Origin of the sequence: Staphylococcus sp. FSL W8-1270, from assembly GCF_038007165.1 — a bacterium.
Lineage (GTDB): Bacteria > Bacillota > Bacilli > Staphylococcales > Staphylococcaceae > Staphylococcus > Staphylococcus hominis.
In genome coordinates, this window is the sequence record NZ_JBBOWQ010000001.1 from 1171093 (window position 1) to 1197557 (window position 26465).

The 26465-nt window shown below is 30.1% G+C and carries 28 protein-coding genes; 27 read left to right on the top strand and 1 reads right to left on the bottom strand.

The window, feature by feature from the left end; all coding sequences use genetic code 11:
* Window position 1: 1 nt before the first annotated feature.
* From NSU06_RS05930 to holA, 16 genes are all read left to right on the top strand, one after another.
* Window positions 2-1363: an acetyl-CoA carboxylase biotin carboxylase subunit gene (locus NSU06_RS05930; RefSeq protein ID WP_019834851.1), complete on the top strand. Its 1362-nt coding sequence runs from the start codon at window positions 2-4 to the stop codon at window positions 1361-1363.
* Window positions 1363-2115, top strand: a complete 753-nt coding sequence (gene pxpA, locus NSU06_RS05935; protein ID WP_048680291.1) for a 5-oxoprolinase subunit PxpA — start codon at window positions 1363-1365, stop codon at window positions 2113-2115. The genes NSU06_RS05930 and pxpA overlap by 1 nt, the downstream gene beginning before the upstream one ends.
* Window positions 2116-2127: 12 nt before the next feature.
* Window positions 2128-3366: an NRAMP family divalent metal transporter gene (locus NSU06_RS05940; RefSeq protein WP_017176191.1), complete on the top strand. Its 1239-nt coding sequence runs from the start codon at window positions 2128-2130 to the stop codon at window positions 3364-3366.
* 167 nt (window positions 3367-3533) lie between these two features.
* Window positions 3534-4220, top strand: coding sequence for a 5'-methylthioadenosine/adenosylhomocysteine nucleosidase (locus NSU06_RS05945; protein ID WP_017176192.1), 687 nt, complete (start codon window positions 3534-3536; stop codon window positions 4218-4220).
* A 27-nt stretch (window positions 4221-4247) separates the two neighbouring features.
* Window positions 4248-4775 carry a YqeG family HAD IIIA-type phosphatase gene (locus NSU06_RS05950; protein ID WP_145428787.1) on the top strand — a complete coding sequence of 176 codons (528 nt, stop codon included), beginning with the start codon at window positions 4248-4250 and terminating at the stop codon, window positions 4773-4775.
* Window positions 4776-5876, top strand: coding sequence for a ribosome biogenesis GTPase YqeH (gene yqeH / locus NSU06_RS05955; protein ID WP_049419717.1), 1101 nt, complete (start codon window positions 4776-4778; stop codon window positions 5874-5876).
* Between the two features lie 12 nt (window positions 5877-5888).
* Window positions 5889-6695 carry a shikimate dehydrogenase gene (gene aroE / locus NSU06_RS05960; protein ID WP_019834855.1) on the top strand — a complete coding sequence of 269 codons (807 nt, stop codon included), beginning with the start codon at window positions 5889-5891 and terminating at the stop codon, window positions 6693-6695.
* Window positions 6696-6701: 6 nt separating this feature from the next.
* Window positions 6702-6992 carry a ribosome assembly RNA-binding protein YhbY gene (gene yhbY / locus NSU06_RS05965; RefSeq protein ID WP_017176196.1) on the top strand — a complete coding sequence of 97 codons (291 nt, stop codon included), beginning with the start codon at window positions 6702-6704 and terminating at the stop codon, window positions 6990-6992.
* Between the two features lie 4 nt (window positions 6993-6996).
* Complete coding sequence (locus NSU06_RS05970) at window positions 6997-7566, top strand: nicotinate-nucleotide adenylyltransferase (protein WP_002449696.1); 570 nt, start codon at window positions 6997-6999, stop codon at window positions 7564-7566.
* The gene (gene yqeK, locus NSU06_RS05975) at window positions 7556-8140 is read left to right on the top strand and encodes a bis(5'-nucleosyl)-tetraphosphatase (symmetrical) YqeK (protein ID WP_017176197.1); all 585 of its coding nucleotides are present in this window, start codon (window positions 7556-7558) and stop codon (window positions 8138-8140) included. Before NSU06_RS05970 ends, yqeK begins: the two co-directional genes overlap by 11 nt.
* Entirely contained in the window at window positions 8141-8494 is a 354-nt protein-coding gene (rsfS, locus tag NSU06_RS05980) for a ribosome silencing factor (RefSeq protein ID WP_002449779.1), read from the top strand.
* Between the two features lies 1 nt (window position 8495).
* Entirely contained in the window at window positions 8496-9227 is a 732-nt protein-coding gene (locus tag NSU06_RS05985) for a class I SAM-dependent DNA methyltransferase (RefSeq protein ID WP_019834856.1), read from the top strand.
* A gap of 52 nt (window positions 9228-9279) precedes the next feature.
* Window positions 9280-9942 (top strand): helix-hairpin-helix domain-containing protein, encoded by a 663-nt coding sequence (locus NSU06_RS05990; RefSeq protein ID WP_017176199.1) that lies wholly within the window; start codon window positions 9280-9282, stop codon window positions 9940-9942.
* Window positions 9943-10008: 66 nt separating this feature from the next.
* A complete protein-coding gene (locus tag NSU06_RS05995) occupies window positions 10009-10473 on the top strand; it encodes a ComE operon protein 2 (protein ID WP_017176200.1) in 465 nt (154 codons plus the stop codon).
* 176 nt (window positions 10474-10649) lie between these two features.
* Window positions 10650-12656 (top strand): DNA internalization-related competence protein ComEC/Rec2, encoded by a 2007-nt coding sequence (locus NSU06_RS06000; RefSeq protein WP_239682456.1) that lies wholly within the window; start codon window positions 10650-10652, stop codon window positions 12654-12656.
* Between the two features lie 70 nt (window positions 12657-12726).
* Window positions 12727-13701 carry a DNA polymerase III subunit delta gene (gene holA, locus NSU06_RS06005; RefSeq protein WP_017176202.1) on the top strand — a complete coding sequence of 325 codons (975 nt, stop codon included), beginning with the start codon at window positions 12727-12729 and terminating at the stop codon, window positions 13699-13701.
* A 42-nt stretch (window positions 13702-13743) separates the two neighbouring features.
* Here the strand turns inward: holA and rpsT are convergent, their stop codons facing one another.
* A complete protein-coding gene (gene rpsT, locus NSU06_RS06010) occupies window positions 13744-13995 on the bottom strand; it encodes a 30S ribosomal protein S20 (protein ID WP_017176203.1) in 252 nt (83 codons plus the stop codon).
* A 330-nt stretch (window positions 13996-14325) separates the two neighbouring features.
* Between rpsT and lepA the strand changes: the two genes are divergently transcribed.
* The 11 genes from lepA to NSU06_RS06065 all read left to right on the top strand — a co-directional run bounded on the left by lepA (window position 14326) and on the right by NSU06_RS06065 (window position 26462).
* Window positions 14326-16149 carry a translation elongation factor 4 gene (gene lepA / locus NSU06_RS06015; RefSeq protein WP_017176204.1) on the top strand — a complete coding sequence of 608 codons (1824 nt, stop codon included), beginning with the start codon at window positions 14326-14328 and terminating at the stop codon, window positions 16147-16149.
* Between the two features lie 82 nt (window positions 16150-16231).
* Window positions 16232-17353, top strand: coding sequence for a radical SAM family heme chaperone HemW (gene hemW / locus NSU06_RS06020; protein WP_145428783.1), 1122 nt, complete (start codon window positions 16232-16234; stop codon window positions 17351-17353).
* A gap of 103 nt (window positions 17354-17456) precedes the next feature.
* Window positions 17457-18434: a heat-inducible transcriptional repressor HrcA gene (hrcA, locus tag NSU06_RS06025; RefSeq protein ID WP_145428781.1), complete on the top strand. Its 978-nt coding sequence runs from the start codon at window positions 17457-17459 to the stop codon at window positions 18432-18434.
* Window positions 18435-18465: 31 nt separating this feature from the next.
* Window positions 18466-19089: a nucleotide exchange factor GrpE gene (gene grpE / locus NSU06_RS06030; RefSeq protein ID WP_017176207.1), complete on the top strand. Its 624-nt coding sequence runs from the start codon at window positions 18466-18468 to the stop codon at window positions 19087-19089.
* Window positions 19090-19131: 42 nt separating this feature from the next.
* Complete coding sequence (gene dnaK, locus NSU06_RS06035) at window positions 19132-20964, top strand: molecular chaperone DnaK (protein ID WP_017176208.1); 1833 nt, start codon at window positions 19132-19134, stop codon at window positions 20962-20964.
* Between the two features lie 152 nt (window positions 20965-21116).
* Window positions 21117-22247: a molecular chaperone DnaJ gene (gene dnaJ / locus NSU06_RS06040; RefSeq protein WP_017176209.1), complete on the top strand. Its 1131-nt coding sequence runs from the start codon at window positions 21117-21119 to the stop codon at window positions 22245-22247.
* 2 nt (window positions 22248-22249) lie between these two features.
* Window positions 22250-23188: a 50S ribosomal protein L11 methyltransferase gene (gene prmA, locus NSU06_RS06045; RefSeq protein ID WP_017176210.1), complete on the top strand. Its 939-nt coding sequence runs from the start codon at window positions 22250-22252 to the stop codon at window positions 23186-23188.
* A gap of 1 nt (window position 23189) precedes the next feature.
* Window positions 23190-23942 carry a 16S rRNA (uracil(1498)-N(3))-methyltransferase gene (locus NSU06_RS06050; protein ID WP_017176211.1) on the top strand — a complete coding sequence of 251 codons (753 nt, stop codon included), beginning with the start codon at window positions 23190-23192 and terminating at the stop codon, window positions 23940-23942.
* Between the two features lie 5 nt (window positions 23943-23947).
* Window positions 23948-25294 carry a tRNA (N(6)-L-threonylcarbamoyladenosine(37)-C(2))-methylthiotransferase MtaB gene (mtaB, locus tag NSU06_RS06055; RefSeq protein WP_340779612.1) on the top strand — a complete coding sequence of 449 codons (1347 nt, stop codon included), beginning with the start codon at window positions 23948-23950 and terminating at the stop codon, window positions 25292-25294.
* 132 nt (window positions 25295-25426) lie between these two features.
* Entirely contained in the window at window positions 25427-25603 is a 177-nt protein-coding gene (rpsU, locus tag NSU06_RS06060) for a 30S ribosomal protein S21 (protein WP_002449867.1), read from the top strand.
* Between the two features lie 151 nt (window positions 25604-25754).
* Window positions 25755-26462, top strand: coding sequence for an NfeD family protein (locus NSU06_RS06065; RefSeq protein WP_017176213.1), 708 nt, complete (start codon window positions 25755-25757; stop codon window positions 26460-26462).
* Window positions 26463-26465 lie beyond the last annotated feature (3 nt).

Below are 26465 nucleotides of genomic sequence, written 5' to 3' on the forward strand. Positions count from 1 at the left end.
TATGTATCGTTGTTTAGTAGCGAATAGAGGAGAAATTGCGGTACGTATCATTCGAGCGTGTCGAGAAATGGGAATAGAAACTGTTGCATTATACGCTAAAGGTGATGAAAAAAGTCTTCATGTAAGCTTGGCTGATCAAGCAGTTTGCATTGGAGAAGCAAATCCTTTAGATAGTTATTTAAATATAGAGCGTATTATTGGTGCAGCTGAAATCACAGGTTCTAATGCTATTCATCCTGGATACGGCTTTCTATCGGAGAGTACAACATTTGCCCAAAAAGTTGAAGAAAATGATATTCATTTTATTGGCCCTAACAAAAAAACAATGGAAATGATGGGTGATAAAATAACTGCTCGTCAAACTGTTCATTCAGCAGGAGTGCCAGTTATTCCTGGCTCAACAGATGCAGTAAATTCTGTAGAAGAAATTAAAGAATTAGCAAAAGACATAGGATATCCTTTAGTATTAAAAGCCGCAAGCGGTGGTGGCGGTAAAGGTATTCGAATTGTTAAAGAAGAAAATCAACTTGAAAAATCATTAAAAGAAGCTAAAAGTGAAGGTCAAAAATATTTTAATGATGATCGTGTGTATGTGGAAGCATTTATTCCTGTTGCAAAACACGTAGAGGTTCAAGTGATTGGTGACGGAAAAGAAAATTATGTTCATTTAGGTGAACGAGATTGTTCAGTCCAAAGAAAAAATCAAAAATTAATAGAAGAAGCACCATGTGCAGCATTATCTGAAGAACGACGTGAAAAAATATGTAATGATGCTGTCAAAGTTGCAAAAGCTTCTAATTATCGTAGTGCTGGTACTATTGAATTTTTAGTTACTGAAGATGCACATTACTTTATTGAAATGAACGCAAGAATACAAGTAGAACATACTGTTACTGAAATGCGTGCAGATAGAGATTTATTACAAGCACAATTATATTTGTTATTACATAATAAATTACCGTTCAGTCAAGAAGATATTGTATTCAATGGTCATGTAATAGAGGCACGTATCAACGCTGAAAATCCAGAAAAGAAATTCCAACCTACTCCAGGTAAAGTTAAACGTCTACACTTACCTCAAGGTTTTAATATTAGAGTAGATTCGTTATTATATGCTGGTTATCAAGTATCTCCTTACTATGATTCACTAGTTGCAAAAGTTATCGTAAAAGACTCTAATAGAACTTCTGCGATTAACAAATTAAAAGTGGCACTTGATGAAATGGTAATTGATGGTTTCACTACTACGGCTGATTTTCTATATGCAGTATTAAGTTACCCACCATATGCAAAAGGAAATGCAGAAGAAGTTGATATTAAATTCCTTGAAAAACATCAAATAGTTAAAGGAGTGAAATTATGATGAAAGTTGATTTAAACTGTGATCTAGGTGAAGCATTTGGTAACTATTCATTTGGAGGTGATAAAGATATCATTCCTTTAATTACATCTGCTAATATAGCCTGTGGTTTTCATGCGGGTGATGAAAATGTAATGAATCAAACAGTAAAATTAGCTAAAGAAAATCATGTGAGTATTGGCGCTCATCCCGGACTTCCAGATTTAAAAGGGTTTGGTCGTCGAAAGATGGATATTAGTCCTACCGAAGTATATAACCTAATAGTTTATCAGTTAGGTGCTTTAGAAGGATTTTGTAAAGTACACCAAACACGAATAAATCATGTTAAACCACACGGTGCACTGTATAATATGGGTGCTAAAAATAAAGCAATTGCAAAAGCAATTGCAAAAGCAGTATACGATTTTGATTCTACTATAGTGCTTGTAGGTTTATCTAATTCATTATTAATATCTGAAGCTAAAGCAATCGGATTGAAAACAGCTTCTGAAGTATTTGCTGATAGACGTTACGAAGATAATGGTCAATTAGTTAGTCGTAAAGAACCAGACGCAGTCATTACTGATTCTGACGAAGCATTAAAACAAGTTTTGAAAATGGTAACTGAAAACAAAGTGATAAGTCGCAATGGAAAAGAAATTGATTTGGAAACAGATACAATATGTGTTCACGGTGATGGTAAACATGCACTAGAATTTGTTGAACAAATAAGAAAAAAATTAACGAAAGAAGGCATTGATATTCAATCCTTATAAGGGGGTTTTCTAATGAAAGAAAATTTAAATCAAAAACAAGATAAAGACAATTTTAAATTTACAAAAAGTCATAGACGCTTACTTTATGGATCTGTATTTTTAATGGCTACATCAGCGATCGGTCCTGCATTTCTAACTCAAACTGCTGTGTTTACGGCAGAATTTTATGCAAGTTTCGCTTTTGCAATCTTAATATCTATATTAATTGATATTGGAGCTCAAATTAATATTTGGCGCGTATTAGTTGTAACAGGTTTACGTGGTCAAGAAGTATCAAATAAAGTGTTACCTGGATTAGGAACTTTAATTTCAATATTGATTGCTTTTGGAGGACTTGCTTTTAATATCGGGAACATAGCTGGTGCAGGTTTAGGATTGAATGCAATGTTTGGACTTGATGTTAAATGGGGAGCAGCTATTACAGCCATTTTTGCAATTTTAATATTTGTAAGTAAAAGTGGTCAAAAAATTATGGATATTGTTTCAATGATTTTAGGAGTAATAATGATATTAGTAGTAGCTTATGTCATGGTTGTATCTAACCCTCCCTATGGTGATGCACTTGTTCATACAGTTGCACCAGAACATCCTATTAAATTAATTTTACCAATCATTACTTTAGTTGGAGGAACAGTAGGTGGATACATCACATTTGCTGGTGCACATAGAATACTTGATTCTGGAATGAAAGGTAAAGAGTTTTTACCATTTGTGAATCGTTCAGCTATTGCAGGTATCTTAACTACAGGTATTATGAGAACATTATTATTCTTAGCAGTACTTGGAGTTGTAGTGACAGGTGTCACTTTAAATGCAGATAATCCGCCAGCATCAGTATTTGAACATGCTATTGGACCAATAGGAAAAAATATTTTTGGAGTTGTTATTTTCGCAGCCGCAATGTCATCAGTGATTGGTTCAGCATATACAAGTGCAACTTTCTTAAAAACATTACACAAATCATTATTTAATAAAAATAATTTGATTGTCATTGTCTTCATCGTGATTTCAACAATAATTTTCTTATTAATTGGAAAACCAATTAGTTTATTGATTATTGCAGGAGCAATAAATGGATGGATTTTACCGATTACTTTGGGTGCAATATTGATAGCGAGTAGAAAAAAATCAATTGTTGGAGATTATAAACATCCAATATGGATGTTAGTATTTGGCATTGTAGCAGTTATTGTTACAATTATAACAGGTGTATTGTCTCTACAAGATTTAGCTACTTTATGGAAAGGTTAACCATAAATAAATATGTAATTTAAAATTTAACTGTCGACAGTGTTTAACTGTATCGACAGTTTTTTTATTAAATATTTTTCAAGATGATTTAATAAAAAAAGTTAGTCGTGATGAACTAGAAATTATGTTAGAATAACATGTGCTAAGATTAAAGTTGAGGTGTAAATATGATTGGAATTATTGGAGCTATGGAAGAAGAAGTAGCGATTTTAAAACATAAATTAGTGAATTTAAATGAGATTGAAGTAGCACATGTAAAATTTTATCGTGGGCAACTAAATAATAAAGATGTTGTCTTAACACAAAGTGGAATTGGAAAAGTAAATGCTGCAATTTCGACAACACTATTAATTGAAAAATTTAAACCTACATTGATTATAAATACAGGTTCTGCTGGTGCTTTAGATGATAGTTTATCAGTTGGAGATATTTTAATTAGTAATAATGTGATGTACCATGATGCAGATGCAACTGCCTTTGGATACGACATCGGTCAAATACCTCAAATGCCAGCTCAATTTGAAGCTAACCAACAATTACTCCAATTAACTGAAAAAGTTGTAAAACAACAAAATTTAACCGCTAAAATTGGTCAAATTGTAAGTGGCGATAGTTTTATTGGTAGTAGTGAACAGCGATTAAAAATTAAACGTCAGTTTTCAAAAGCTATGGCAGTTGAAATGGAAGCAACGGCTATTGCTCAAACTTGTTATCAATTTAATTTACCTTTTATCGTTACTCGTGCTGTTTCTGATTTAGCAAATGGGGAAGCAGAGATGTCGTTTGAAGAGTTTCTTGGTAAAGCAGCTCAATCATCAAGTAAAATTGTTGAACAGTTGGTTAATGAAATATAAAAAATAAATAACTTAAAGGTGAAATGAATGGGATTAATTAAAACATATTTTATGCCTAATGATTATGTACAATCTGTATTTCAAATTGAGATTGAAAAATTAGCAAATTCTGGTTTTAAAGGTATTATTACAGATTTAGATAATACATTAGTAGGTTGGGACGTTAAAACACCAACGAAAGAAATACAAGAATGGTTTAAAAAGGCAAATGATTTAGGTTTAACGATTACAATAGTATCAAATAATAATGAAAAACGTGTTTCCGGTTTTTCGAAAGACTTAGACGTTGATTTTATCTTTAAAGCTAGAAAACCTATGGGAAGAGCTTTTAAAAAAGCGATACAACACATGAATATTAAACCAGAAGAAACAATCGTTATAGGTGACCAAATGCTTACAGACGTACTTGGTGGCAATAATAACGGTCTATATACTATCATGGTAGTTCCTGTCAAAAAGACAGATGGATTTTTAACTAGACTAAATAGAATAATCGAACGTCGATTATTAAACTATTTTAAAAGAAAAGGTTATATTACATGGGAGGAAAATTGATTGGATGAAACTTTAAAATGTATCGGTTGTGGCGCTCCTTTACAATCTGAAGATAAAAACGCACCTGGGTATGTGCCAGAACATAATTTATTTAGAGATGATGTTATATGCCAACGTTGTTTTAGATTAAAAAATTATAATGAAATACAAGATGTAGGAATGGATAGTGAAGATTTTTTAAATTTATTAAATGGATTATCCGATAGACAAGGGATTATCGTTAACGTAGTTGATGTTTTTGACTTTGAAGGATCGTTTATTAATGCTTTAAAACGAATTGTAGGAAATAAGAAAATCATTTTGGCAGCGAATAAATTAGATCTTTTACCAAGACAAATTAACCAACGTCGTGTAAAAGAATGGTTAAAAAGAACAGCTAGAAAGTATGGATTAGAAGCTGAAGAGGTGGTATTAATATCAGCTCATAAAGGATGGGGTATTGATGCACTTTTAGAATCAATCAACCGTTTTAGAAATCATCAAGATGTTTATATCGTTGGTACTACAAATGTTGGTAAATCAACTTTAATCAATAAATTAATTGAGCAAAGTGTAGGTGAAAAAGATGTCGTTACAACATCAAGATTTCCAGGTACAACATTAGATATGATAGATATTCCTTTAGATGAGAAAACTTTTATGTATGACACACCTGGCATTATACAAGTGCATCAAATGACCCATTATGTTACTGAAAAAGAATTAAAAGTGATTATTCCTAAGAATGAAATTAAACAACGTGTATTTCAATTAAATGAGGGACAAACTTTATTCTTCGGTGGATTAGCTAGGATAGATTATGTTTCTGGTGGGAAACGACCACTTGTATGTTATTTTTCTAATGATTTAAATATTCATAGAACTAAAACTGAAAAGGCAAATGATTTATGGCGAAAGCAAATAGGACATTTATTAAGTCCACCTAGTAATCCAGAAAAATTTAATATAAGTGATATGAAAGCTGTACGTCTAGAAACAGGGAAAGAAAAACGTGACATTATGATTTCTGGATTGGGCTTTATTACAATCGAAGCAGGTGCAAAAGTGATTGTCCGAGTTCCTAAAAGTGTTGATGTTGTTTTAAGACAATCTATTATGTAGGGAGGATTCATAATGAAATTTGCAGTGATAGGAGATCCGATTTCACATTCATTATCACCAGTGATGCATAATACTAATTTTAAAGTTTTAGGTTTAAATGATACTTATGAAGCATTGCATATACCGGTTCAAGATTTCGATAATATTAAAGAAATAATAACTGAAAAAAATTTAAGTGGATTTAATGTTACTATTCCTCATAAAGAACGCATCATTCCATTCTTAGATGATATTGATGAACAAGCTAAAGCTGTAGGTGCAGTGAATACTGTGAAAATAGAGGGGAATAAATGGATTGGTTATAATACTGATGGTCTTGGATACGTAAAAGGATTAAAACAAGTATATCCTGACTTATCTAATGCATATATTTTAATTCTTGGAGCTGGGGGCGCAAGCAAAGGTATTGCAACTGCACTTTCACAATGTGTACAGCCTAAATTAACTATAGCGAATAGAACAATGAGTCGCTTTGATAATTGGAAATTAGATATTAATGCGATTACCCTACAACAAGCTGAACAATATCTTGATGAGTTTGATATTATTATTAATACAACATCAGCAGGATTAGATAATAATAAAGAGAGTGTAATTCGTCTCAATCAATTATCACCGAATACATTGGTAAGTGATATCATTTATATTCCCTATAAAACATCATTTTTACAACAAGCTGAAGAGAAGGGTAACCCTATTTATAATGGTCTAGATATGTTTGTATATCAAGGTGCTGAGAGCTTTAAAATATGGACTGGCAAAGATGCTGAAATTAAAGAAATGAAATTAGCAGTTTTAAATCAATTAAAAGGAGAATAATATGCTATGCTAACAGGTAAACAAAAAAGATATTTAAGAAGTTTGGCGCATAACATTGATCCAATTTTTCAAATAGGTAAAGCTGGAATTAATGATAATATGATTAGTCAAATAGATGAAACACTTGAAAATAGAGAATTAATTAAAATTCATATACTTCAAAATAATTTTGATGATAAAAACGATTTAGCCCAAACGCTAAGTCAAGCTACTAATAGTGAAGTGGTCCAAGTCATTGGATCAATGATAATCATTTATAGAGAATCTCAAGAAAATAAGGAAATTTCATTACCATAATTCTATGAAAAAAATTGTTTTATACGGCGGACAATTCAATCCTATTCATACTGCACATATGTTAGTAGCTAATGAAGTATTTCATAAAATTAAACCGGATGTTTTCTATTTTTTACCAAGTTATATGGCTCCACTTAAAGAACATAACGATTACTTAGATGCTCATTATCGCATCAAAATGATTAATATGGTAATCGAGCAGTTAGGTTTCGGAAATATTTGTTATGCAGAATTAGAAAGAAAAGGTCAAAGTTATACGTATGATACATTAAAAGCTTTAATTGACCAAAATCCTTACGATAAGTTTTATTTTGTAATAGGATCAGACCAATATGATCAACTTGATAAATGGTATAAAATAGATGAATTAAAGCAAATGATTATCTTTATAGTAGTAAATAGAGAAAAAAATATTCAAAAGGTTGATGAAAATATGATTTCCATATCTATTCCAAGAATGGATATTAGTTCATCAATGATTAGACAACGTGTAAAAGATAAAAAAACAATTGATATTTTAGTCCCTCGAAATGTTAGTAAATATATTAGAGAGGAAGGATTCTATGAACACTAAAGAAGCAAAAAAACTTATCGAAAATAAATTGCCCGAAAAGCGTTTTAAACATTCTCTTAGAGTAGCTGACACAGCAGTTAAGCTTGCTGAAATCTATGATGGAGATAAAAGTAAAGCAGAGTTAGCAGGCATTTTACATGATTATTGTAAATATGATGATTTAGGAAAAATGTATCAAGTCGTTCGCCAACATGATTTAGATAGCAATTTGTTAAGTTATGGAAGTGAAATTCTTCATGGACCTGTATGTGCAGCATTAATGAAGGCTGATTATGGCATCGAAGATGAAGAAACATTATTAGCCATTAAATATCACACTACTGGTCGTAAAGAAATGACAAAAACTGAAAAATTGGTATTTATTGCTGACTATATAGAACCTGGTAGAAAAACTCCAGGAGTTGAAGAAATTAGAGATATGGCATACAATCAAGGTAGCTTAGATAAAACAATTTATGAAATATCAAAGCGAACAGTGTTATTTTTAATTAGTAAAGATATTACTGTTTATGGTTCTACAATTGAATGTTTAAATTATTATAATTATAGTGATCAAAAGATAAAGGATGATTAAATGAATTCAGAAGAATTATTAAATATTGCTGTCACAGCGACAGAAGATAAAAAAGCAGAAGATATTGTTTCTCTTAATATGCAAGGTATTAGTGATATGACTGATTATTTTGTAGTGTGTCACGGTAACAATGAACGTCAAGTTCAATCAATTGCTAGAGCAGTAAAAGAAAAAGTACATGAAAATAATATTGAAGTAAAGCGTATGGAAGGTTATCAAAGTGCAAGATGGGTCTTAATTGATTTAGCAGACGTAGTAGTTCATATTTTCCATAAAGATGAACGCAATTACTATAATATAGAGAAACTTTATCAAGATGCTCCAATAGAATCATATAATCAGGTAGCATATTAAAATGGTGCAATACACTGAAATGAGTAAAGTTTATGATCAGCTTACTCAAGATCAACCTTATGAAGAATGGTTTAATATTGTAAAATATTATACAAGAACAATGTCTTCTAATGATTCAATGAATATTCTTGATATTGGTTGTGGCACCGGAAGTTTAACGCAATTACTTCCTTCTATTGGCACGGTTACCGGCATGGATTTAAGTACAGACATGTTATCTATTGCTGCAAATAAATCTAATCAAGTTACTTGGTTAGAAGGTGACATGACCGATTTTTCATTAAATACAACATATGATGTTGTAACAATATTTTGTGATTCCCTGAATTATTTACCTGATATTGATGATATCGTAAATACGTTTAATTGTGTATTTAATCATTTATCTGATTTAGGAATGTTTATATTCGATATTCATACGATATATAAAATGAACACAGCATTTAATAATCAATGTTATATTGATGATAATGATGATATATTTTTAGCGTGGGAAGCTATAAAGGGTGAAGAACCTTATAGTGTTTATCATGATATGAGTTTCTTTTTAAAACAGCATAATGGTAATTATCACCGTTTTAATGAATCACATTATCAAAGAACATTTGAAAAGGATTTCTATATTCGATTGTTAAAACAAACTGGATTTAATCGTATTGAAACTTTTGTAGACTTTGACATCAATAATCATAATGAAAAAGGTGACAGATTGTTTTTTGTTGCTTATAAATAAAATAAAGTAAACTCATCTTCTTATACGTTTATACATATAAGGAGATGAGTTTTTGTTTAAGTATAGAAATGAAATAATTCAATTGTTAACTAAGTGGAAGACTCATATCATCATTTTAATTGCAGTAGTGTTACTTTTTATAGTGATTCTCATGCTTATGAAAAATAATGAGCCTTCAGAATATATGACAACATCTAATGCTAACAATAGCCAATTTAATAATAATGAAAAATATAATAAAAATAAAAATGATAATAATTTATCCACTTCTTCTAAAGAAAATTCAACTATTTATGTAGATGTCAAAGGAGCGGTTAAATTACCAGATGTTTATGAAATGAAAAAGAACGATAGAGTTAAAGATGTACTAAAAAAAGCTAAAGTTTCTGAAAATGCTGATATTACAAAAATCAATTTATCTGAAAAACTTACTGATCAAAAAATGATTTATATACCTAATAAAAATGAAACGAAAATAAATGCTACACCCACTAATCAAAGTGATTTAAATACTTCTGAAAGTATTAAAGTCAATCTTAACACAGCAAATGAAAGAGAATTGCTTAATGTTCCAGGTATAGGTCCAACTAAAGTGAAAGAGATTATTAAATACAGAGAGGAAAAGGGACAATTTAATAAGGTTGAAGACTTAAAACAAGTAAGAGGAATTGGAGGGAAAACTTTCGAGAAACTTAAAGATTACTTTACTACATAAATTAAATTGGAAGAATTTTTAATATAAATTATAATAGATATATATTTTTTTAAGGAGTTGAACTTTATGGATAGAATAAAATGGGACGAATATTTTATGGCACAAAGCCATTTGCTTGCATTACGTTCTACATGTCAACGACTATCAGTAGGCGCAACAATTGTAAAAGACAATAGAATAATTGCAGGAGGTTATAACGGCTCAGTAGCAGGAGAAGTTCACTGTATTGATGTAGGATGTTTAATAGAAGATGGTCATTGTATTAGAACCATTCACGCAGAAATGAATGCATTATTACAATGCGCAAAACAAGGTGTATCATCAGATAATGCAACGATATATGTCACACATTTTCCTTGTTTAAACTGTACTAAGTCTATTATTCAAGCAGGTATTAAGAAAATATACTATGCAAAAGATTATCATAATCATAAATATGCTATTAAATTATTAAATCAAGCAGGTATTGAGTATGAAAAAATACCATTTTCTGCTAATAAAATAGCTGAATTTTTAACTAAAGAATGTTAGTTGTTTTATATGCACTTTCTTTTTTAAGTGGTATATTATGGGTTCATCTTAAATTATTTTCAATTTTAATATTTGCTATTATATTAATTATTGTGTATCGAAAGAGTATTCCTTTATACCACTATTTATTAATTTTATCCTTTTTCTTTCTAGCTTTATTTCAAGTACACCATACTTTGAAAACAAATCATTTTATACTCCAAAATTTAAAAGTCCACAGTAATATAAATTCAAAAGTAACGTTTCAAAATGATATAAAACAATTCAATCAAATTATTAAAGGACAATTTCAATATAAACATAATAATTATCACTTTACTTTTAAAAGTCCACAATTGAAAGCTAAAGATTTAAAAAATCGAGAATGTAAAATTAATGGAAATATCACAAATAGTATTCATAATGAAGTCTATGTTTATATCGATCAAATAGATAATAAACATTGTACTAAAGTTAATCATATAAGTTTTATAGATAAACACCTAAATTATATTCAAAACAAGTTATACCATTCTTCGTTAAAATATCCAGAGAGAGTCTTAGCTTTAATTACTGGAGATACTAGTGCAATTGATACAGATTACTTAGATAAAGTTAAAGCGATAGGTATTTATCATTTACTTGCTGTCAGTGGATCACACGTTGCTACCATTATTTTTATCATTCAATATAGTTTGGTCAGGTTTAATATTCCAAAATTATTCATACGAATTTTTATTATTATGATACTAATACTATTTATTTTTTATACAAATTTTGCACCGAGTGCTATAAGAGCAGTTTTAACCGCTATTACTTTTTTTATTATCCCTAAGACTTTTAAAATTTCGTCTATAAGTGTATTATCGTTGGTCTTTTTATTTATGACAATTTGGAATATGAATTTTGCTTATGACATTGGATTTCAATTTTCTTTCATTATTTCTTTTTTTATACTATTTTCTAAGCCATTATTTAATAATCAATCAATTTTAAAGAATTATATTTATATAACAATTATCGCTCAATTTTCATCCATGATTATTAGTATTTATCATTTTAATCAGTTTCAATGGATTGGTTTTATTTCTAATGTAATATTTGTCCCATTATATTCTTTCATTATTTTTCCACTTTCTATTGTTCTATTTACTTTCTATCATTTCTTTAGTGACTTGCGATGTATAAATATGGTTGCAAATCAATTATTTGAACTGCACGATAGAATAATGCACCCGTTCATTTTATTTAGAAATTACCAAATAAATATCGCTGATCAATCAAATTTAAGTCTACTCTACTGTTTTATTTTATTAACTCTACTAACTATATTTATATGTTATAAAAATTATAGAGCATTCTTAATTATAATTATCTTATTTATAATATTTATAAGATTAACTAATCAACCATTAGCGACGACGTTTACTGCTTTAAATGTTGGTCAAGGTGATAGTTTTCTTTTTCAAACAAAAAATAATGAAACTGTGATGGTAGATACTGGTGGTAAAGTAGTTCAAACGAAGATTAAAGATAATCATAATATTGCGAAATATCATATTATGCCTACTTTAAAATCTAGAGGAATATCAAAAATTGATCACTTAATTCTTACTCATCCACATAATGATCATATAGGCGAATTTCCTTATTTAGCACAAAATATAAGAATTAAAAATTTATATTTATATATAAAAAGTTATTCAGTAGATCAAATTAAAACTATACATACATTTTGTAGTATATATCATATAAAAGTTATTGATGTTTTAGAGACTAATAATATTCAGTTGAAAGAAGCTAAAATATCATTTTTAAATGCTTTTATTGATTCCAATGAAGACAAAAATGCACAAAGTATAATTTCATTAATAGAGTACAAAAATTACAAATTATTATTGATGGGCGACGCAATTGAAGAAAATGAAAATTTATTATTAAAGAAATATCATTTACCGTTAATTGATGTTCTAAAAGTTGGACACCATGGCAGTAAAACAAGTAGTTCAAAACATTTTTTAGAAATCATACAACCTAAAATTAGTATGATTTCAAGTGGAAAAAATAATACTTTTCATTTGCCTAATAACGAAACGATAGATAAATTAGAGAAAATTAATTCTCATATCTACAATACTCAAACTGATGGAGAAATTACTTTAAATCTCGATAATCAACTTATATCATCCTTTAATAGAAGTTAATGATAGAGAATAATAATTACACAATGCTATAATAACTTAATGGTATAATTTTGAAAGGGTGCAAGTTTACATGGCTAATAATATAATGGCTATATACGGAGAAGTGCCAGAACTAGTGGAGAAAAAAAGTAATGAAATCGTAGAAAGTTACTTAAATGAAAAAAAAGACGATTTTAACTATGTTAAATATAATCTTTATGATACAAGTTTTAATCAGATTATAGAAGAAGCATTAACAATGCCTTTTATTTCAGAGAAAAAAGCTATTGTTGTTAAAAATGCTTTTATTTTTACAGGTGAGAAAGTTTCAAAAGATATCCAACCGAACAACGAACAAGTAAATGAATTTTTAGAAAAATATGATGGAGAAAACTTTATCATTTTTGAAGTGTATCAAAATAAATTAGATGAAAGAAAGAAAATTACTAAGACTTTAAAAAAGACAAGCAAGCTAGCTAAAGTTGAACAGATGTCTGAACAAGAGATTAAAAATTGGATAAAAAATAAACTTCATGAAAATTTTAAAGATATTAAACAGGATGCATTAGATTTATTTATAGAATTAACTGGTATTAACTTTAATATAGTTTCGCAAGAATTAGAAAAAATTATTTTATTCTTAGGAGAGCGAACAACTATAAATAAAAAAGATGTTGAAGAGATTATTAATAGAAGTTTAGAACAAAATGTTTTTCTTTTAACTGAATATATACAAAAAGGGGAAAAATATAAAGCCATTCAACTTATTAAAGATTTAATAGTAATGAAAGAAGAACCTATTAAACTATTGGCATTAATAACAAGTAATTATCGATTATATTATCAATGTAAAATTTTAAGTCGAAAAGGATATAGCGGACAACAAATTGCTAAAACAATTAATGTGCACCCATACCGAGTTAAATTGGCTTTAAATCAAGTAAAACATTATCAATTAACTCATTTGCTAAATATTATTGATCAATGTGCAGAAACTGATTATAAGTTAAAATCTTCATATATGGATAAACAACTGATTTTAGAATTATTTATTCTTTCTTTATAAATAAAAAAAAGTTCAAGCTAATCGCTTGAACTTTTTAAATGATTATTTGCTTGAAGACATTAATTGTGATTTAATGCGGTCAGCTTTATTTGAATGAATTAAGTTACTGTGTGCAGCTTTATCAACTGATTTAATTGCGAAGTTAACTAATTCAGCTTTATTATCAGCATTATTTTCAATTGCTGATTTAGCATTTTTCACTGCAGTACGCATAGCGTTTTTTTGTGAAATATTACGTGCTTCAGCAGTTTCAGTTGTTCTTACACGTTTAATAGCAGATTTAATATTTGGCATTACTGTCACCTCCTAAAAGTGATCTAAGCATATCAAATTTTATTTTGATTACAACAAGAAATATTTTATCAAAACATGAATATTTGTGCAATCATTTATTAACATTAAACCTATTTATTTACAAAAAGAACGATATTAACTATTGGAAACCTTTATACAACACTTTATAATTGTTATGTAGTTTAAGAAAAATCTTAAAATTAAAAGTAAATAAAGAATCTTCACATGATGATTCTTTTCTCTTAAATTTGCAAATAATGATTAAAAACGATATTATGTCAAAGATGTATACATATACGGGTAAATTTACGAAAGCGAGAATGATAAGTTATGGATATGCAAGAACGCTATAACCGAAGAGATAATATAAGAAACTTTTCTATAATTGCTCATATTGATCATGGTAAATCAACGTTAGCAGATAGAATTTTAGAAAATACTAAATCTGTAGAAACTAGAGAAATGCAAAATCAATTGCTTGATTCAATGGATCTTGAAAGAGAGCGCGGTATTACAATTAAATTAAATGCTGTTAGATTAAAATATGAATCTAAAGATGGACAGACTTATACGTTTCATTTAATCGATACTCCAGGGCACGTCGATTTCTCATATGAAGTTTCTCGTTCATTAGCTGCATGTGAAGGCGCTATTTTAGTAGTTGACGCTGCACAAGGCATCGAGGCTCAAACTCTTGCTAATGTTTACTTAGCACTAGATAATGATTTAGAACTCTTACCGGTAGTAAATAAAATAGATCTACCCGCTGCTGAACCAGAAAGAGTAAAACAAGAATTAGAAGATGTTATTGGCTTAGATAAAGATGAAGTTGTGTTAGCAAGTGCCAAATCAAATATTGGTATCGATGAAATCTTAGAAAAAATTGTTGAAGTTGTTCCTCCACCAGAAGGAGATCCTAGTGCACCGCTTAAAGCTCTTATTTTTGATTCAGAGTACGATCCTTATCGAGGCGTTATTTCTTCTATTCGAGTAATGGAAGGTGTTGTAAAAGCTGGAGATCGTATCAAAATGATGGCAACAGGAAAAGAGTTTGAAGTTACTGAGGTTGGGATTAATACTCCTAAACAACTACCAATTGAAGAACTTACAGTAGGCGATGTTGGATATATTATTGCAAGTATTAAAAATGTCGACGATTCACGTGTTGGGGATACTATCACTCATGTAGATAGACCAGCAGATGCTCCGTTAAAAGGGTATAAAAAGATGAATCCAATGGTTTATTGTGGATTGTTCCCAATTGATAATAAAGATTATAACGATTTAAGAGAAGCTCTTGAAAAACTTCAATTAAATGATGCATCATTAGAATTTGAACCAGAATCATCACAAGCACTGGGATTTGGATTTAGAACAGGATTCTTAGGTATGCTACATATGGAAATTATTCAAGAGAGAATTGAACGAGAATTTGGAATAGAATTAATTGCGACTGCACCTTCAGTTATATATAAATGTGAAATGAATGATGGTTCAGAAGTTACAGTTGATAATCCATCTCAAATGCCTGAACGTGATAGAATTAAAGCGATTTATGAACCATATGTAAAAGCGACAATGATGGTGCCAAATGACTATGTTGGAGCAGTTATGGAACTGTGTCAACGTAAACGTGGCCAATTTATAAATATGGATTACTTAGATGATATCCGTGTGAATATCGTTTATGAAATTCCATTATCAGAAGTTGTATTTGATTTCTTTGACCAATTAAAATCTAATACGAAAGGCTATGCTTCATTTGATTATGAATTTATTGAAAATAAAGAAAGTAATTTAGTTAAAATGGATATTTTATTAAATGGTGACAAAGTAGATGCACTTAGTTTTATCGTTCACAGAGATTTTGCATATGAACGAGGTAAAGCTCTTGTTGAAAAATTAAAAACACTTATTCCTAGACAACAATTCGAAGTTCCAGTTCAAGCTGCAATAGGTCAAAAAATTGTGGCCCGAACTAATATTAAATCTATGGGTAAAAACGTGTTATCTAAGTGTTATGGTGGAGATATCAGCCGTAAACGTAAATTACTTGAAAAACAAAAAGCTGGTAAAGCAAAAATGAAAGCTGTTGGTAACGTAGACATACCACAAGATGCTTTCTTAGCTGTTCTTAAAATGGATGATGAATAGGTTATTAATGCGAGGCTGGAACCCAGAATCATGTGTTCCAACCTCGTTTGTGTTTTAAAAACTTAAAAATGAGGGTGTAACGATGTCAATAAAAAGTGCATATATTCATATACCTTTTTGCGTTAGGATTTGTACATATTGTGATTTTAATAAGTACTTTATTAACAAACAACCAGTAGATGAGTATATTTCTGCATTAATTAAAGAAATGAAAACAAGTGAAATTAGAAATCTTGAAACAATGTACGTTGGAGGAGGTACGCCTACAGCTTTAAATCTCAAGCAACTTGAAAGACTTTTAAAAGCAATACAGTCAACTTTTTCAATTAAAGGTGAATATACATTTGAAGCAAATCCCGATGAATTAACCTTAGATAAAGTGAAATTACTACACTCATATGGTGTAAATAGAATTTCTATGGGCGTACAAACATTTAAACCAGAATTACTAAAAATTCTAGGTAGAACACATAAAACTCAAGATATATATAATGCTGTAGAGTATGCTAGAAAAGCAAATATTGAATCGATTAGTTTAGACCTAATGTATCATTTACCAAATCAAACATTAGAAGATTTTTCAGATAGTCTTAATAGAGCAATACAAATGGATATAGATCATATTTCAAGTTATGGATTAATTTTAGAACCTAAAACTCAATTTTATAATATGTATCGAAAAGGCAAATTAAAATTGCCAAACGAAGATATAGGAGCTGAAATGTACCAATATTTAATGAATGTTTTAGGAGAAACCTCATTTAAACAATATGAAATCTCAAATTTCGCTAAGTCTCATCATGAATCAAGGCATAATAAGACTTACTGGCTAAATGAAGAATATTATGGTTTTGGAGCAGGCGCAAGTGGATATGTAAATGGGGAACGCTATTCGAATCTCAATCCTGTTAATCATTACATCAATGCTATTAATAATCATCAACGTCCTATTTTAACTTCCAATTTTCCTACTCATTCAGAAAGAATGGAAGAAGAAATGTTTTTAGGATTAAGAATGAATAAAGGTGTCGATAAAGTTAAATTTCTTTCAAAATTTGGTACCTCAATGGATAAAGTATTTGGTGAGACAATAAATAATCTGAAAAAGAAAAATTTACTTTATGAAAGAGATAACCATATTTCATTGACCAATAGGGGAAAAATCATTGGAAATGAAGTTTTTGAAGCATTTCTATTAAATTAATAAATTTTTTTGAAAAATAAGAGCTTTAACGTTGACTTACTTTGACCAATTTGTTAAATTATAATTAGCACTTGAGACAAAGGAGTGCTAATGAGGTGAAGACATGATTACAAATAGGCAATTAAGCATTTTAAATGCAATTGTTGAAGATTATGTTGATTTAGGACAACCGATAGGTTCTAAAACCTTAATTGATAGACATAACTTAAATGTAAGCCCAGCTACTATTAGAAATGAAATGAAGTATTTGGAAGAGTTGAATTTTTTAGAAAAAATACATTCATCTTCAGGGCGTGCACCTTCTGAACAAGGTTTTAGATTATACGTCAATCAATTGTTAAAACAAACATCTCATCAAAAACAAAATAAAGTTCAACGTTTAAATAAACTTTTGATTGAGAATCATTATGATATTTCTTCAGCCCTTAGTTATTTTGCTGATGAATTATCAATAAAATCTCAATATGCAACGTTGGTTGTTCGACCTAATCACAAAACAGATATTATAAATAATGTTCATTTGATTCGTGCAAATTCGTCTATAATTATAATGGTCATCATCTATAATTCTGGACATGTAGAACATTTACATTTAAGTGAATCAATGGAGTTTGACGATGAAAGGTTAACAAGGATTTCAAATTTTCTGACTGATAATTATTATAAAAGTCAATTTGATTTTAATAAGAAATTAAAACAATTTACAAATTCTATGGCGGAACAATCCTTTATAAATGAATTAACTATCATGTTAACTTCTCATCTCCATAAACAAAGTAATAGCATTTTTATGGGTGGAAAGGTTAAACTTATTGATGCACTGAACGAAACCAATGTTTCTTCTATTCAGCCAATTTTACAATATCTAGAATCAGAAAAAATTATCGAGTTACTAGAAGATATTTCCACTTCTGAAATTAATGTTAAAATTGGCCACGAAATAGATGAAGGGTTAAGTGATATTTCAATTATAACGAGCCAGTACCATTTTGATGATGCACTAAAAGGACAAATTGCGGTTATCGGACCAACTGCGATGCATTATCAAAATGTGATTCAATTACTTAATCAAATATGGTGAATCTAATTGTAATTATATTGGAGGGCATAAAATGACAGAAAAAGACGAATCAGTGAAAAATAACACTGAACATACTGAAGAAAATGAAAACGTTAAAAACGAAGCGTCGTCTTCAAATGATGTAGAAAATAATCCTTCTGAAGAAGAATTAAATAATGAATCTACATCTGAACATGATAATGATGATAAAAATGATCAATCTAAAGACGAAGAAATTCAACAATTACAATTAAAAGCAAATGAAAATGAAGAAAAATATTTAAGATTATATGCTGAATTCGAAAATTATAAGCGTCGAATTCGAAATGAAAATGAAACAAATAAAAAATATCAAGCTCAACCCGTGCTTACTGATATTTTACCTACTATCGATAACATTGAACGTGCACTTCAAATTGAGGGTAATGACGAATCATTTAAATCTCTCAAAAAAGGCGTTCAAATGATTCATGAAAGCTTATTAAGAGCATTAAAAGACAATGGCTTAGAAGAAATTGAGTCTGAAGGTCAAGAATTCGATCCAAACTTCCATCAAGCTGTTGTTCAAGATGACAATCCTGATTTCAATTCTGGTGAAATCACTCAAGAATTACAAAAAGGGTATAAATTAAAAGATAGAGTTTTAAGACCATCTATGGTCAAAGTTAATCAATAAGATTTAAATTTGAAAAATTTTTAAAATTGGAGGAATTTTATTATGAGTAAAGTAATAGGTATTGACTTAGGTACTACAAATTCTTGCGTATCTGTATTAGAAGGAGACGAACCTAAAGTAATTCAAAATCCTGAAGGTGCTAGAACAACTCCATCAGTTGTGGCATTTAAAAATGGAGAAACTCAAGTAGGTGAAGTTGCTAAACGTCAAGCAATTACAAACCCAAATACTGTACAATCAATTAAACGTCATATGGGTACAGATTATAAAGTAGATATTGACGGCAAATCATATACACCACAAGAACTTTCAGCAATGATTTTACAAAATTTAAAAAACACTGCTGAAAGTTATTTAGGAGATAAAGTGGATAAAGCAGTAATTACTGTGCCTGCTTATTTCAATGATGCTGAACGTCAAGCTACTAAAGATGCTGGTAAAATTGCTGGTTTAGAAGTAGAACGTATTATTAACGAACCAACAGCTGCAGCATTAGCTTATGGTTTAGATAAAACTGAACAAGATCAAAAAGTTTTAGTATTTGACTTAGGTGGCGGTACTTTCGACGTTTCTATTCTTGAATTAGGCGATGGCGTATTCGAAGTATTATCAACTGCAGGGGATAACAAACTTGGAGGGGACGACTTTGACCAAGTAATCATCGACTATTTAGTATCAGAATTCAAAAAAGAAAATGGTGTTGACTTATCACAAGATAAAATGGCGTTACAACGTCTTAAAGACGCTGCAGAAAAAGCTAAAAAAGATTTATCTGGTGTATCTCAAACACAAATCTCATTACCATTCATTTCAGCTGGAGAAAATGGTCCATTACACTTAGAAATCAACTTAACTCGTTCTAAATTTGAAGAATTAGCTGATTCATTAATCAGAAGAACAATGGAACCAACTCGTCAAGCACTTAAAGATGCTGGCTTATCTACTTCTGAAATTGATGAAGTTATCCTAGTTGGTGGTTCAACTCGTATTCCTGCAGTACAAGAAGCAGTTAAAAAAGAAATTGGTAAAGAACCTCATAAAGGTGTAAACCCAGATGAAGTTGTTGCAATGGGTGCTGCTATCCAAGGTGGCGTAATTACTGGTGATGTTAAAGACGTTGTATTATTAGACGTAACTCCATTATCATTAGGTATCGAAATTATGGGTGGTCGTATGAATACGTTAATTGAACGTAATACAACAATTCCAACATCAAAATCTCAAGTATATTCAACAGCAGCTGACAATCAACCAGCAGTAGACATTCACGTATTACAAGGTGAACGTCCAATGGCTTCAGATAATAAAACATTAGGTAGATTCCAATTAACTGATATTCCACCAGCTCCACGTGGTGTACCTCAAATTGAAGTAACATTTGATATTGATAAAAACGGTATCGTAAACGTTACTGCAAAAGACTTAGGTACAAATAAAGAACAAAATATCACTATTCAATCAAGTTCTGCATTATCTGATGAAGAAATTGATCGTATGGTTAAAGATGCTGAAGAAAATGCTGAAGCAGATAAACAACGTCGTGAAGAAGTAGACTTAAGAAACGAAGCAGACAGCTTAGTATTCCAAGTTGAAAAAACAATTAAAGACTTAGGTGAAAATATCAGTGAAGAAGACAAATCAAATGCTGAAAGCAAAAAAGATGCGCTTAAATCAGCATTAGAAGGTCAAGATTTAGATGATATTAAAGCTAAAAAAGAAGAATTAGAACAAGTAATTCAAGAATTATCTGCTAAAGTATATCAACAAGCTCAACAAGCTCAACAACAAGCACAAGGTAGTTCACAACAATCAAATGATAGCAATGTTGAAGACGCTGAGTTCAAAGAAGTTAAAGACGACGAAGATAAAAAATAAAGCTAATCGTTTATAACGTTTACTATGTAAACATTTATAAATGTAAGCCAAAAAGTCAAAGTCAATTGAACATTGGCTTTGACTTTTTCTTTTATAGTTAAGATACTTGAGTATGTGTTTAAATTATAAAATTTAGAAAGGGAGAGATACTTGTGGCTAAAAGAGATTATTATGAAGTTCTTGGCGTAAGTAAAGATGCTTCAAAAGATGAAATAAAAAAAGCATATCGTAAATTATCAAAAAAATATCATCCGGACATCAATAAAGAAGAAGGCGCCGATGAAAAGTTTAAAGAAATTTCTGAAGCATACGAAGTTCTAAGTGATGACAATAAACGTGCAAATTATGATCAATTTGGACATAGCGGTGCCCAAGGTGGATTTGGTAGTCAAGGATTTGGTGGACAAGACTTCAGTGGCTTCGGTGGAGGCTTTGAAGATATATTTAGCTCATTCTTTGGTGGTTCACGTCAAAGAGATCCAAATGCACCTAGAAAAGGTGACGACTTACAATACACTATGACTTTAGAATTCGATGAAGCTGTTTTTGGTACTAAAAAAGAAATTTCTATTCGAAAAGATGTTACCTGTCATACATGTCATGGTGATGGTGCTAAACCAGGCACAAGTAAAAAAACATGTAGCTATTGTCATGGTTCAGGACATGTATCTGTTGAACAAAATACAATTTTAGGACGCGTAAGAACTGAGCAAACTTGTCCTAAGTGTGAGGGTAGTGGTCAAGAATTTGAAGAACCATGTCCAACTTGTCATGGTAAAGGGACTGAAAATAAAACAGTAAAATTAGAAGTAACTGTACCTGAAGGTGTAGACAATGAACAACAAATCCGTCTTGCTGGTGAAGGTGCACCTGGTGAAAATGGCGGTCCTCATGGTGATCTTTATGTAGTATTCCGTGTTAAACCTTCTGATAAATTTAGAAGAGATGGCGATGATTTATTCTATGAACTTAACATTAGCTTCCCACAAGCATCACTTGGCGATGAAATCAAAGTACCAACTCTAAACAGTAATGTTATGCTTACAATTCCTGCTGGTACTCAAACTGGTAAACAATTCCGTCTTAAAGAGAAAGGCGTTAAAAATGTTCATGGATATGGACATGGTGATTTATTTGTTAATATAAAAGTTGTCACACCAAATAAACTAACTGATAGACAAAAAGAATTAATGAGAGAATTTGCGGAAATCAGTGGTGAAAATCCGGAAGAACAACCTTCTAATTTTAAAGACAAAGCTCGTAAATTCTTTAGAGGTGAATAATCATGAACTGGACAGAATTTGCAGTCACTGTAAATCATGAAGTTGAACCTTTAGTCACTAACATATTAGAAAACTATGGTTCAAATGGAGTAGTTATAGAAGATTCAAATGATTTAATTAATCAACCTACTGATAAATTTGGTGAAATCTACGAATTAAAAAAAGAAGATTATCCTGAACAAGGTGTGAGATTAAAAGCATACTTTAACGAATTGAAATATAACACTCAATTTAAAAATAAATTAAAAAATGAAATATTAAATTTGGACCTTATAGATGATTCAGTAGTTGAGTTTTCAGCAAAGACTATTGCTGAAGTAGATTGGGCTAATGAATGGAAAAACTATTTTCATCCTTTTAGAGCTTCTGAGAGATTTACGATTGTTCCAAGTTGGGAAGATTATTCAAAAGAATCAGAAGATGAATTGTGTATAGAATTAGATCCCGGAATGGCTTTTGGTACTGGAGATCATCCAACAACAAGTATGTGTCTAAAAGCGATTGAAACTTATGTAACACCAGATTCTTCAGTTATTGATGTAGGTACAGGTTCTGGTATATTAAGTATCGCTAGTCACTTATTAGGTGTTAAAAGAATTAAAGCCTTAGATATAGACGAAATGGCTGTTGGTGTGGCTAAGGAGAATTTTAGAAAAAATCATTGCGAAAATGCTATTGAAGCAATTCCCGGTAATTTATTAAAAGAAGAAAATGAAAAATTTGATGTAGTTATCGCAAATATTTTAGCTCATATTATTGATGAAATGATTGAAGATGCTTATAATACACTAAATGAAGATGGTTATTTTATAACTTCAGGTATTATAGAAGAAAAACATGAAGATATACTGTCACATATGAAGCGTGTTGGATTTAATATTGTATCAATCAATCATGACAATGGATGGGTTTGCATTGTTGGTCAGAAAGTGAGTGAATAATTTGCAACGATACTTTATCAATCAAAACGCTGATTCTCATCAGCGTTTTTTTATTACCAATGAAGAAGATATACATCATATCAAAAATGTAATGAGAAATACGATTGGTAACAAAATTATAATTAATTTTAATGATAAAAAAGTATTTATTACTGAAATTACACATATAAGTTCTAATCAAATTGAAGTTTTACCAATAAACCAATTAGATATTGACACTGAATTACCAGTTGATGTAACGATTTGTAGTGGTTTAATAAAAGCTGATAAATATGAATGGTTGCTTCAAAAAAGTACAGAATTGGGTGCCAATCATTTTATTTCAGTGGGTATGGATCGATCTGTAGTTAAATTACAAGAGAACAAGGTACAAAAGAAAATAGATAGATGGCAAAAGATTGTAAAAGAAGCTGCTGAACAAAGTTATAGACTTGTTATTCCAGATGTTAAATTTCAGTCGAATTTAAAAGTAATTTATGATACCATAAATAATTATGACTATGTGTTAATAGCATATGAAGACGAAGCCAAGCATGGTGAAAAAAGTCGATTTAAAAATATTTTAAACAACTTTCAAACGAATGATCGTGTGTTAATCATATTTGGACCTGAAGGTGGTTTTTCCGATAAGGAAATTGATCTCTTTAGGGAGGTAAGCTTAAACATTGGTTTAGGCCCTAGAATATTAAGAGCAGAAACTGCGCCACTATATGCACTTAGTGCTATAAGTTTTGAGAAAGAATTGATGGGGTGAATTAAATGGCAACAGTAGCGTTTCATACTTTAGGTTGTAAAGTAAACCATTATGAAACTGAAGCAATATGGCAATTATTTAAAGATGCTAATTATGAAAGAGTAGATTTTGAAACTAATGCAGATGTATATGTCATTAATACTTGCACCGTGACTAATACAGGTGATAAAAAAAGTAGACAAGTCATTAGAAGAGCAATACGTCGTAATCCTGATGCAGTAGTATGTGTTACAGGTTGTTATGCACAAACATCTTCTGCTGAAATTATGGAGATTCCAGGCGTAGATGTCGTTGTTGGTACTCAAGACAGACATAAATTACTTAGTTATATTGATCAATTTAGAGAAGAACGTCAACCAATTAATGGTGTTGGAAATATTATGAAAAATCGTACATATGAAGAATTAGATGTACCTTATTTTACGGATAGAACTCGTGCATCTCTAAAAATCCAAGAAGGTTGTAATAACTTTTGTACGTTTTGTATTATTCCATGGGCACGTGGTTTAATGCGCTCTAGAGATCCTGAAAAAGTAGTTGACCAAGCAACACAGTTAGTTCAATCTGGATATAAAGAAATTGTATTAACTGGTATTCATACCGGTGGATACGGTCAAGATTTAAAAAATTATAATTTAGCTCAATTACTCAGAGATCTTGAGGAAATTGATGGTTTAGAAAGAATTAGAATTTCTTCAATTGAAGCCAGTCAACTTACTGATGAAGTCATTGATGTTCTAAAAAATTCTAATAAAGTGGTTAGACATTTACATGTACCATTACAATCAGGTTCAGATACAGTATTAAAACGTATGCGCCGTAAATATACTATGGAACATTTTTCTGAAAGACTAACAAAGTTACATGATGCATTACCTGATTTAGCGGTTACAAGTGATGTTATAGTAGGTTTCCCAGGAGAAACTGCAGAAGAATTCCAAGAAACATATGATTTTATAGTTAAACATAAATTCTCAGAGTTACATGTTTTCCCGTATTCACAACGTATTGGTACACCTGCTGCACGTATGGATGATCAAATTGATGAGTCAATTAAAAATGAACGTGTACATAAACTTATTGCTTTAAGTGACCAACTTGCTAAAGAATACGCATCAAAATTTGAAAATGAAGTTTTAGAAGTGATTCCAGAAGAAGTAGGAGAAACAAAAGATACATTAGTAGGTTACGCAGATAATTATATGAAAGTTGAATTTGAGGGTAGTGAGGATTTAATCGGTGAGATTGTTAAAGTTAAAATTAATAAAGCTGATTATCCAATTAACATTGGTAGTGCAGTTAGAATCGTTAATCATGCTACTAATAAAACTGAAGAAGGCGTATTATTATAAATTTTTGAAATTATAAAGATTTATAATTGACCATAATTATTTCATATATTATACTAAATAAAGCATAGTTAATTATTTCTATGCAATTATTGACTTTAAGTTTCGTTGATATTTGGAGGGAGGGAAATACAGATGTCTAAAACAGTAGTACGTAAAAACGAATCACTAGAAGATGCATTACGTAGATTTAAACGTTCAGTATCTAAAAGTGGTACTATCCAAGAAGTACGTAAACGTGAATTTTACGAAAAACCAAGTGTAAGACGTAAGAAAAAATCAGAAGCTGCACGTAAACGTAAATTCAAATAATTAATAGCTCTGTTGACTCCCTCAACATGAATGTTAATTATATATATATTCTCTCAATTAGTTAAACTAATTGAGAGTTTTTTTATACAATTGTAATACTATAATATAGTATTTATTTCATGTATAATTTAATTGAGAGCGAGGTGAGATAATGATAAGTATAAATTTGATACATATCGAGAATACTTTTGCTTCATTGAATCATTCATGGTTGGGTGATATGTCAAATATCATTGTTAATCCTATTGTTTTATTAATTCTTACATGTATTATCTTTTTAGGTTTTTTATATCAACTTTATTCTAAAAGGATAAATATTTTAGGTATTTTAGCTTCTCTAGCGTTACTTATTCTATTTCTAGGGTTTTTAATTAATGGCGATGTCAATTTGATTTCAATTTTATTGTTTTTCATAGGTATCATCTTAGTAATAATAGAACTATTCATTGTTGGAGCAGTAATTGGAATTATAGGAATAGTGCTTATTATTGTTAGTATGATTATGTTAGGAGATAATATTTTAGTTATGCTCTTTAATGTTATTGTCGCTTTAATACTTTCTATTATAGAATGGGTGATTTTGGTGAAAGTGTTTAATCGTAAAATACCATTTTTTGATAAAGTGATATTGAATGATTCAACGAGTACAGAAGCTGGTTATAGATCTCATGATGATCGTTCTTACTTAGTGGGAAAAACTGCGTATACTACTACTGATTTAAGACCTGCTGGAATCATAACTTTAGATGACAAAAGAATTGATGCTGTTTCTGACGGTACATTTATCTTGAGAAATAAAAAAGTAAAAATTTTAGAGGTAGAAGGTAGTAGAGTAGTTGTAAGAGAAATAAAAATATAAAAG